Origin of the sequence: Nocardioides deserti (genome assembly GCF_014266025.1) — a bacterium.
GTDB classification, from domain to species: Bacteria; Actinomycetota; Actinomycetes; order Propionibacteriales; family Nocardioidaceae; genus Nocardioides; species Nocardioides deserti.
The window spans coordinates 1-9,572 of sequence record NZ_JACMYC010000030.1; the positions used below are offsets into that span (position 1 = coordinate 1).

Annotated in this window: 10 protein-coding genes; 5 read left to right on the top strand and 5 right to left on the bottom strand. The window is 74.6% G+C overall.

What is annotated here, in order from left to right; all coding sequences use genetic code 11:
• The 4 genes from H7344_RS19970 to H7344_RS19985 form a co-directional block, all read left to right on the top strand.
• On the top strand, positions 1 to 288 hold a 288-nt coding region (locus H7344_RS19970), incomplete at its 5' end, for a hypothetical protein (RefSeq protein ID WP_222130932.1).
• Between the two features lie 29 nt (positions 289 to 317).
• Positions 318 to 1,409, top strand: coding sequence for an energy-coupling factor transporter transmembrane component T (locus H7344_RS19975; protein ID WP_229706873.1), 1,092 nt, complete (start codon positions 318 to 320; stop codon positions 1,407 to 1,409).
• A complete protein-coding gene (locus H7344_RS19980; protein ID WP_186347743.1) occupies positions 1,406 to 2,986 on the top strand; it encodes an ABC transporter ATP-binding protein in 1,581 nt (526 codons plus the stop codon). The genes H7344_RS19975 and H7344_RS19980 overlap by 4 nt, the downstream gene beginning before the upstream one ends.
• A complete protein-coding gene (locus H7344_RS19985) occupies positions 2,983 to 3,840 on the top strand; it encodes an ECF transporter S component (RefSeq protein ID WP_444544109.1) in 858 nt (285 codons plus the stop codon). The genes H7344_RS19980 and H7344_RS19985 overlap by 4 nt, the downstream gene beginning before the upstream one ends.
• Here the strand turns inward: H7344_RS19985 and H7344_RS19990 are convergent.
• From H7344_RS19990 to H7344_RS20005, 4 genes are all read right to left on the bottom strand, one after another.
• Entirely contained in the window at positions 3,830 to 5,056 is a 1,227-nt protein-coding gene (locus H7344_RS19990) for a PQQ-dependent sugar dehydrogenase (protein WP_186347744.1), read from the bottom strand. The two genes, H7344_RS19985 and H7344_RS19990, sit on opposite strands and share 11 nt — an antisense overlap.
• The gene (locus H7344_RS19995) at positions 5,056 to 5,982 is read right to left on the bottom strand and encodes an alpha/beta fold hydrolase (RefSeq protein WP_186347745.1); all 927 of its coding nucleotides are present in this window, start codon (positions 5,980 to 5,982) and stop codon (positions 5,056 to 5,058) included. The genes H7344_RS19990 and H7344_RS19995 overlap by 1 nt, the downstream gene beginning before the upstream one ends.
• A gap of 288 nt (positions 5,983 to 6,270) precedes the next feature.
• Positions 6,271 to 6,498, bottom strand: coding sequence for a hypothetical protein (locus H7344_RS20000; protein WP_186347746.1), 228 nt, complete (start codon positions 6,496 to 6,498; stop codon positions 6,271 to 6,273).
• A 60-nt stretch (positions 6,499 to 6,558) separates the two neighbouring features.
• Positions 6,559 to 7,437 carry an EamA family transporter gene (locus H7344_RS20005; RefSeq protein ID WP_186347747.1) on the bottom strand — a complete coding sequence of 293 codons (879 nt, stop codon included), beginning with the start codon at positions 7,435 to 7,437 and terminating at the stop codon, positions 6,559 to 6,561.
• A 42-nt stretch (positions 7,438 to 7,479) separates the two neighbouring features.
• Here H7344_RS20005 and H7344_RS20010 point away from each other — a divergent pair, with 42 nt between their 5' ends.
• On the top strand, positions 7,480 to 8,577 hold the full coding sequence (locus H7344_RS20010; protein WP_186347748.1) for a WD40/YVTN/BNR-like repeat-containing protein: 1,098 nt from the start codon (positions 7,480 to 7,482) through the stop codon (positions 8,575 to 8,577).
• Positions 8,578 to 8,664: 87 nt separating this feature from the next.
• Here the strand turns inward: H7344_RS20010 and H7344_RS20015 are convergent, their stop codons facing one another.
• Positions 8,665 to 9,300, bottom strand: a complete 636-nt coding sequence (locus H7344_RS20015; protein ID WP_222130933.1) for a transposase — start codon at positions 9,298 to 9,300, stop codon at positions 8,665 to 8,667.
• Positions 9,301 to 9,572: the final 272 nt, after the last annotated feature.

Here is a 9,572-nt window from a genome sequence, read left to right on the forward strand (position 1 = left end):
GCGGGGGCGTCGCCGTCCGCGCGCGCCGGCGGCGAGCGCGGCAAGGGTGGCCGTGAGAAGGACCGACGCGCCGACCGCGACGAGACGAGCGACGAGACGAGCGACGAGCCGGCCGTGACCGCGAGCGCCGACGCCGACCCGGAGACCCTGGCGCCGTCGGCGAGCTCCGAGGCCGCCGACCCAGCCGACGGCGGCCTGCCGGCGTGGGTGCCGCTCGTCCTCGTGGTGCTCCTGCTGGGGGCCGGAGGCGCGGTCGTGGTGCGCAGGCGGAGCGCGTCGGCGTCGTGACCGGGTCGGTGGCCGGGAGGGCGAGCAGCGTGCGCAGCCGCGCCCGGGGGGCGCGGCTGCCGCGCGACCTGCACCCGGTCGCGTGGTACGCCTGGGCGATCGGGCTGGCCGCGGCGGCGTCGTCGACGACCAACCCGCTGGTCCTCGGCCTGCTGCTCGCCGTCGCGACCCTCGTGGTCCTGGCCCGGCGCTCGGACCAGCCGTGGGCGGCGTCCTTCCGGCTCTACCTGTGGCTCGCCCTCCTGGTGCTCGTGCTCCGGGTGGTGTTCCGGATCGTCTTCGGGGGCACCTACCCGGGCACGGTCCTGCTCGACCTGCCCGAGGTCCCGCTGCCCGACTGGGTCCTCGGCATCACGCTGCTCGGTCCGCTCAGCCTCGAGGGCCTGATGGGCGGGGTGTACGACGGGCTGCGGCTCGCGACGATCATCGTCTGCATCGGCGCCGCCAACGCCCTGGCCAACCCCAAGCGGCTGCTGCGCTCGGTGCCGCCGGCGCTGCACGAGGTCGGCACCGCGCTCGTCGTGGCCGTGTCCGTGCTGCCGCAGCTGGCCGACAGCGTCCGGCGGGTCCGCGCCGCGCAGCAGCTGCGGGCGGGGGAGGAGCGGCGGGTCCGCGGGCTGCGCCGTGTGCTGGTGCCGGTCCTCGAGGACGCCCTCGAGCGCTCGCTGGCGCTGGCCGCCGGCATGGACGCCCGCGGCTACGGCCGCGCGCCCGGGCAGACCCGCCGCGAGCGGTGGACGACGGGCGCGTTCCTGCTCGTCGGCCTGGGCGGGATCTGCGTCGGGGTCTACGGCGTGCTCGACCAGACCGCGCCGCGCGTGCTGGCCGCGCCGATGCTGGTGCTCGGCCTGGTCGCGGCGGTCGCCGGCCTGGCGTCCGCGGGCCGGCGGGTGCAGCGCTCGCGCTACCGCCCCGACCCCTGGCGCTGGCCCGAGCTCGCCGTCGTCGGCTCCGGGATCGTCGCCGGCGCGGTCGGCGTCTGGGCCAGCCGCGCCCAGCTGGCCATCGCCTACCCCGACCTCACCCGCATGCCGGAGATCAGCCTCGCGCTGCTGCTCGGCGTGCTGGTCGGGGCGCTCCCGGCGCTCGTCGCCCCTGAACCGAGGATGGTGGCGGCGTGATCGAGCTGCGCGACATCTGCTTCCGGTACGCCGAGGGCGCGCCGCCGGTGCTGGACGCCGTCGACCTCGAGATCGAGGAGGGCGAGCTGGTCCTGGTCAGCGGCCCGACCGGCGTCGGCAAGTCGACGCTGCTCGGTGTCGTCACCGGGCTGGTCCCACGCTTCTCCGGCGGCGTGCTGAGCGGCGACGTGCTGCTCGACGGCGCCAGCGTCCTCCACGCGGCGCCGCGCGACCGCGCGCACGTCGTGGGGTACGTCGGTCAGGACCCGGCCGCCGGCTTCGTCACCGACACGGTCGAGGAGGAGCTCGCGTACGGCATGGAGCAGCTCGGCCTGCCTCCCGAGACCATGCGCCGACGCGTGGAGGAGACCCTCGACCTGCTGGGCATCGCCGCCCTGCGCGACCGCGACCTGCGGACCCTCTCCGGCGGCCAGCAGCAGCGAGTCGCCATCGGCGCGGTGCTGACCATGCACCCCCGGCTGCTCGTGCTCGACGAGCCGACCAGCGCGCTCGACCCGACCGCGGCCGAGGAGGTGCTCGCGACGCTCACCCGCCTGGTCCACGACCTGGGCGTCTCGGTGCTGCTCGCCGAGCACCGGCTCGAGCGGGTCGTGCCGTTCGCGGACCGGATGGTCGTGCTCGACGGCTCCGGGTCGGTCCGCGTCGGGCCCACCGCGGAACTGCTCGAGACCTCCCCGGTCGTCCCGCCGATCGTCGAGCTCGGCCGGCTCGCCGGCTGGCACCCGCTGCCGCTCAGCGTGCGCGACGCGCGTCGCCGCGCCCGGACGCTCCACCTCGCCGCACCCGAGCCGCGGCCCCAGCCCGTCGGCCGGCCCGGCGACGTACCCCTCCTCGGCGCGCGGTCGCTCACTGTTGTCCACGGCCGCACGACGGCGCTGCGCGAGGTCGACCTCGACCTCGACGGCGGGTGCGTGACCGCGCTGATGGGCCGCAACGGGGCGGGCAAGTCCTCGCTGCTGTGGGCGCTGCAGGGCAGCCGCAAGCGGCGCGCCGGCAGCGTCGACGTCGGCGGCCAGGACCCGGCGCGGCTCGAGCCGGCGGACCGGCGCGCGGCCGTCGGGCTGCTGCCGCAGGACGCGGCCGACCTGCTCTACCTCGAGACCGTCGCCGAGGAGTGCGCGGCCGGCGGTCCGGAGACCCGGGCGATCCTGGCCTCGTTGGTCCCCGACGTGCCCGACGACGCCCACCCGCGCGACCTGTCCGAGGGTCAGCGGCTCGCGCTCGCGCTCTCGCTGGTGCTCGCGGCCCGGCCCCGGGTGCTGCTGCTCGACGAGCCGACCCGCGGGCTGGACTACGCGGCGAAGAAGGTCCTCGCCGCCACGCTCCGGCGGCTCGCGGCGGACGGGCACGCGGTGCTGGTCGCCACCCACGACGTCGAGTTCGTCGCCCAGGCTGCCGACGCGGTGGTCGTCCTCGCCGAGGGGGAGGTCGTCTCGTCCGGGCCCGCGCACCGCGTGCTCGCCGAGTCGCCGTCGTTCGCGCCGCAGGTCGCCAAGGTGCTGGGCCCGCCGTGGCTGCGCGTCGACGAGGTCGCGACCGCCCTGGAGTCGGCGTGAGCGCCGCCAGCCCGACGAGCAACCCGACGGCCGGCCCGACCAGCGCCGTCCGCGTCTCCCGCCGCTCGGCGATGGTGCTGACGGTCGCGTCGCTGGCGGGCCTCATGATGCTCGGCTGGCCCCTGCTGCTGCAGGTGCCGGGCGACGCCCGGGTCGACCCGCCGTTCCTGTTCCTGGCCCTGCTGCCGGTCGTGGTCGCCGTGGTGCTGGCCGAGCTCACCGAGGGCGGCCTGGACGCGCGGGTGCTGGCGGTGCTCGGCGTGCTGAGCGCGGTCCAGGCGGTGCTGCGGGCGGTGTCGGCGGGCACGGCCGGGGTCGAGCTGGTGTTCTTCATGCTGGTGCTGGCCGGCCGGGTCTTCGGGCCCGGGTTCGGCTTCGTGCTCGGCTGCACGTCGCTGTTCGCCTCGGCGCTGATGACCGCCGGGGTCGGGCCGTGGCTGCCGTTCCAGATGATGTGCGCGGCGTGGATGGGCATGGGTGCCGGGCTGCTGCCGCGGCGCGTGCGCGGCCGCTGGGAGATCGCGATGCTGGCGGCGTACGCCGCGGTGGCGGCGTACCTCTTCGGCGCGCTGATGAACCTCTCGTCGTGGCCGTTCCTGCTCGGCGTGCAGGTCCCCGGTCACGAGGGGTCGCTGGCGTTCGTGCCGGGCGCGCCGCTGATGGAGAACCTGACGACGTTCCTCGTCTACACGCTGCTCACCTCGACCGGCAGCTTCGACACCGTCCGGGCGATCACCAACGTGGTGGCGGTCGTCGTCCTCGGGCCGGCGGTGCTCACCACGCTGCGCCGCGCCGCCCGACGCGCCACCGTGGTCGGGACCGTGCGGTCCGAGGAGGAGCCCGTCAGGGCTTGAGGACGAGGATCCGGTCGTCGCCCTCGCGGGGCTCGGCGCGACCGTCGCGGTTGCTCGTGGTCAGCCACAGCCGCCCGTCGGGGGCGAAGGCGACCGTGCGCATCCGGCCGTGGTCGCCGACGAGGAACGCCTCGGGCTCCCCGGCGCCGTCGCCCTCGACCGGGACGCGCCAGAGCCGCTCGCCGCGGAGCGCGGCGAGGTAGAGATGGCCGTCGGCGTGGGCCAGCCCCGAGGGGGAGGCCTCGTCGGTGCGCCACTGGGCCTGCGGGTCGACGAACTCCTCGCTCGGGCCGCCCTGGATGGTGCCCTCGGCGCGGCCCTCGACTCCGGGCCAGCCGTAGTTGGCGCCCTTCTCGACCAGGTTGAGCTCGTCCCAGGTGCTGTCGCCGAACTCCGAGGCCCACAACCGGCCCTCGCCGTCGAACGCGAGGCCCTGGACGTTGCGGTGCCCCCACGACCAGACCGGCGAGTCGAACGGGTTGCCCGGCGCGGGCTCGCCGTCGGTGGTGATCCGCAGGATCTTGCCGCCGAGGTCGTCGCGGTCCTGCGCGCGCTCGGGCTCGCCGATCTCGCCGGTGGAGACGTAGAGGTGGCCGTCGGGCCCGAAGAGCAGCCGGCCGCCGTCGTGGATCGACCCGTTCGGGATGCCGGTGAGCACGTCCTCGGTCGCGCCGAGCCGGTCGCCGTCGAGCTCGGCCCGCACGACGCGGTTGTCCTCGGCGGTGGTGACGTAGAGGTAGACCAGCCGGTCCTGCTCGAAGTCCGGTGACAGCGCCACGCCGAGCAGACCGGCCTCGCCGCCGGGCGCCGCGGCGTCGATGGTGCCGAGCTCGGTCACCTCGCCGTCCGGCGAGACCCGCAGCACGCGGGTGGTGTCACGCTCGGTGACGATCGCGTCGCCGTCGGCGAAGAAGTCGAGCCCCCAGGGCGCCTCGAGCCCGGTCACCGCGGTCGCCACGACCCTCGGTCGCCGCGACGTCGGCAGTTCGACCCGCTCGCCCCGTCCCTGGCCGGTGCCGGCCGAGGGGCTCGCGGTGCCGGACGCGCTCTCCGAGGCCTGCGCCGACGGGCTGGCCGGCGCCGTGCCGGTCACGTCGACGTCGACCTCGTCACCGCCCTGGCCGCAGCCGGCCAGGACGACCGACAGCAGCAGCGCGCCCACGGCGTACGACGCGAGCGTGCGGGAGGTGCGCGGCTGCCCCGTCGGCCGGGTCATCAGGCGACCTTCTCGTCGGAGACCCGCACGACCAGGTCGAGCAGCTGGCGGTGCACCTCGTCGGGGTGCTCCATCTGGACGAAGTGCGACCCCGACAGCTCGACGTAGGTGCCGTCGGCGACCCGCTCGGCGGCGGTGGCCATGTGCCGCGCCCCGGCGAGGACGTCCCAGCGGCCGGCCACGAAGACGCACGGCACGTCGACCCGGCTCAGCGGGACGCGGCGGTGCTGGGCGGTGGTGAGCGCCATGTGGAAGTACCAGTCGATCGGCGTGCTGAGGAACTGCTTGACCGCCGCCGCGGTCAGCTGCGCGTCGGCCACCGGGAACATGAAGCCGGAGTGGCTGAGCACGGCGACCGTCTTGTCACCGATCGGGAGCCGCGTCGTCACCGGTGTGATCGCCCGGCCGGCGAGCCTGACGACCTTGGAGAGGTTGACCGTCACCGCGCGGGCGGCGACGCGGGGGAGCCGCAGCGGGCCGAGCATGGTGGAGAAGCTGTCGCCCGGGACGCCGGCGACCGCGAGGAGCGCGCTCACCCGCTCGGGGTGGTCGACCGCGAGCTGGAACATCGTGTTGACGCCGATCGACCAGCCCATCACCACGACCCGGTCCAGCCCGAAGTGGTCCATCACCGACAGCGCGTCCTCGACCAGCTCGTCGACGCCGCACGCGTCCGGGTCGGCCGGGCGGTCCGAGCCGCCGGTGCCGCGGTGGTTCCACGACACGACCCGCACGCCGCAGTCGGGCTCGAGCAGCGCCGGCCAGACCAGGGGGTTGGTGCCCAGGCCGTTGCACAGCAGCACCGTCGGGCCCTCGATCCGCCCCTCGGGGTCGTTGGTCCACGCCCGCAGCCGCGTGCCGTCGTCGGACAGCACGTCGCGGAACGCGATGGTGGCGGCAGGCGCGGTGTGCGCGGTCGACTGCATGCGCTCAAGCGTGCCAGAGCGGCCCGCCCTGCGCCGGGAGTCGTGGCGGAGCCCACGGGGTGGGTGGGAAGCGTGGCGGGTGGAGGGGCAGGGAAGCTCCAGCATCCCAAGTGAACTTGGGATGCTGGAGCTTCTCTGCTGTTGCGATGGCCGAGGAGCGGCAGGGATGGCCGGGAAGTGAGCCGGTGGTGTGGCTCGAGTGGCCGGAGTGACCCGCTGGAGCAACCGGGGGAGCGGAGCAACCGGAGGAGGCCGCCGGCCCGACAGGGAGGTGCCGGGCCGGCGACCTCAGCCGTGCGCGACGCGACCGGCCGGGGTGGCCGGAGCAACCGGGGCGGCCGTCATCGCCCGGGCCGCCAGGAACTCCTCCACCTCGATGCGCTCGGCACGTCGTCGGGCCAGCGCGGTGGAGGCGACCATGGCGTTGCGCCTGGCCTGCAGCTGCGACTCCTCCGGCCACTCGCGGACCCGGCGGACGAGGGTCGGGAGCAGCGGGAGCGACGCGCGGAAGGCCATGGCCCGACGCTAGGAAGCCGGGACGACACCCGGGTCAAGGTCGTGTGACGTCCCGGTGAACTAGTCGGGCACCGGTTCGGCGAGCGACCGACCCGTCCGGGTCGCGCCCACGCTGGCGACCACCACGCAGGCCATCGCGAGCCACTGCACAGGCGCCAGCAGCTCGCCCAGCACCAGGATGCCGGCGAGCGCCGCGGCCGCGGGCTCCAGCGACATCAGCACGCTGAACACCGACGGCTTGATCGAGCGGAGCGCGACGAGCTCGCAGGTGTACGGCACGACCGAGCTCAGCAGGCCGACCAGCGCCCCGATCAGCACGATGCGCAGGTCGGCCAGCTCGTCGCCGTACCTCCCCAGCGCCACCGGGGAGAGCAGCAGCGTCGCCACGACGCTGGCCACCGCCAGGCCGTCGAGGCCGCGCCAGCGGGCGCCGGTCTCCGCGCTGAGCAGGATGTACGCCGCCCACGCGGCGCCGGCGAGGACGGCGTAGGCCACGCCGAGGAGGTCGAGGTCGGTGCGCTCGAAGCCGAGGAGGAGCACGCCGAGGCCGGCCAGGCCGACCCAGGCGACGTCGCGCAGCCGGCGCGACCCGAGCACCGCCAGCGTCAGCGGCCCGACGAACTCGATCGTGACCGCGAGGCCGAGCGGGATGCGCTGGAAGGACTGGTAGATCGCCCAGTTCATGCAGCCCAGCGACGCGCCGTACCCCAGCACGACGAACCAGTCGTGCCGGGTCTTCCCGCGCAGCACCGGCCGCGCGACGGCGACGAGGACCAGCGCGCTGGTGACCAGCCGGAGCCAGACGATGGTGCTGGGCGAGACCTCGTCGAAGAGCGACTTCGCGACCGAGGCGCCGAGCTGGACCGAGGCGATGCCGACGAGGACGAGCCAGACCGGGGAGAGCGACCGGACGGCCGCCGATGAGTTCGTCCGCGTCACCGGGTCAACGTAGGGGACACCGGCACGGCGGAAGGAGCGGGGATGGCCCGCAGCACGGTCCTCATGGTCGGCACCCGCAAGGGCCTCTGGGTCGGGCGGTCCGACGAGGCGCGCGAGGACTGGACGTTCACCGGCCCGCACTTCGCCATGGAGGAGGTCTACTCCTGCCTGGTCGACACCCGCGACGGACGCGTCCGGCTGCTCGCCGGCGCGTCGTCGTCCTGGCTCGGCCCGCAGGTGTGGCGCTCCGACGACCTCGGCGCGACGTGGGAGCAGACCCCGGGCGGGGCGGTCCGGTTCCCCGACGACGTCGACGCCTCCGTCGAGCGGATCTGGCAGCTCGTCGCCGGCGCCGAGCCCGGGGTGGTGTGGGCCGGCACCGAGCCGGGTGCGGTGTTCCGCTCGACCGACGGCGGCGAGGCGTTCGCGCTCGAGCGGGCGCTGTGGGACCACCCGCACCGGCCCGAGTGGGGCGAGGGCTTCGGCGGCCAGGCGTTCCACACGGTGCTGCCGCACCCGACCGACCCCGCGTCGGTCACGGTCGCGATCTCGACCGGCGGCGTCTACCAGACCTCCGACGGCGGCGCCTCGTGGCAGCCGCGCAACGTCGGCATCCGGGCGGAGTTCCTTCCCGAGGGCGAGCAGTTCCCCGAGCTCGGCCAGTGCGTCCACAAGGTGACGCGCCACCCGGCGCGGCCCGAGCGGCTCTACCTGCAGAACCACGGCGGTGTCTACCGCTCCGACGACCACGCCGCCACCTGGACCTCGATCGCCGACGGCCTGCCCAGCGACTTCGGCTTCCCCGTCGTCGTGCACCCGCACGAGCCCGACACGATCTACGTCTTCCCGCTCGGCGAGGGCCGGTTCCCGCCCGACGGGCGGGCGCGGGTGTGGCGCTCACGGGACGCGGGGGAGTCGTGGGAGGAGCTCGGCGGCGGCCCCGACGGGCTGCCCGACGGGCTGTGGGTCGCGGTCGTGCGCGACGCGATGTGCACCGACGAGCACCCCTCGGCCGGTGTGTACGTCGGCGCGCGCAACGGCACCGTCTGGTGCTCGCCCGACGGGGGCGACACCTGGCGCTGCGCGGTCGCCGACCTGCCGGACGTGATGGTCGTGCGCGCCGCCGCGATCGACGGCTGAGCGCGAGTCGCGGTCAACAGTCGTTCAATTGCGCGGTTGTAGCGCCTCGGAGCGCGCTCGCGACGACATTCCGGCTCCCTTCTGTTGTCAACCGGTTCGGCGTAGCGTCTTCTCCGCGGGTCCGGGAAGTGGCTGATCCGAAGTGTCGACGTGCAGGGGAGGGTCGGCCGCGCTGGATTCTTGAGACGCCCTGCAGTGCCCTCCCGGACCCGTGCCAACGCGTTCGACAGCGGCACGTTGTGCGTCCTCGAGCAACTGGCGGTAGATGGCGTCGGAGATCCTGCGCTTGAGGCACCGGATGGCCTCGAGGGGCTTCTTGCCTTCGGCTCGCTTGCGCCGGTAGTAGGCGCGGCCGTCGGTGTCGAGGCGGATCTGGCTGATCGCGGCGATGTGGATCATGTGGTTCATCCGCCGGTTTCCGGCACGTGAGAGCCGGTGCCGATTCTGCTCGCCGGAGGACGCGTCGAGGGGTGCGGTGCCGGTCCAGGACGCGAACCGGTTGCGGTCGGCGAAGCGCCTCACGTCGCCGACGTCGGCCAAGGTGCGGGCAGCGACGACGGGGCCGACGCCGTGCAGATCCATAAGGCGTGAGCCGCGAGCCAGGACGATGGCTTTGAGCTCGGCGGTGGACTTCTTGATCTTCGCCTCGACCGCGACCAGCTCGGCGAGCTCTTCGGCAGCGATCCGGCGACGGGTCTTCCCAGCGATGTCACGAGGGCGCACTGACGCGAGCATGGCCTTGGCCGCTTCACTTGCCCTGGCAGGAGTTCTGCCAACAACGCCTGGAGTCGGTCGACGGTCTGGACCCGCCGACGGGTCAGTGCCTCACGCCGGTCGGTGGGCGCACTGACGCGAGCATGGCCTTGGCCGCTTCACTTGCCCTGGCAGGAGTTCTGCCAACAACGCCTGGAGTCGGTCGACGGTCTGGACCCGCCGACGGGTCAGTGCCTCACGCCGGTCGGTGAGCATCCGCAGCGCCTCGAGCTCCCCGTCGA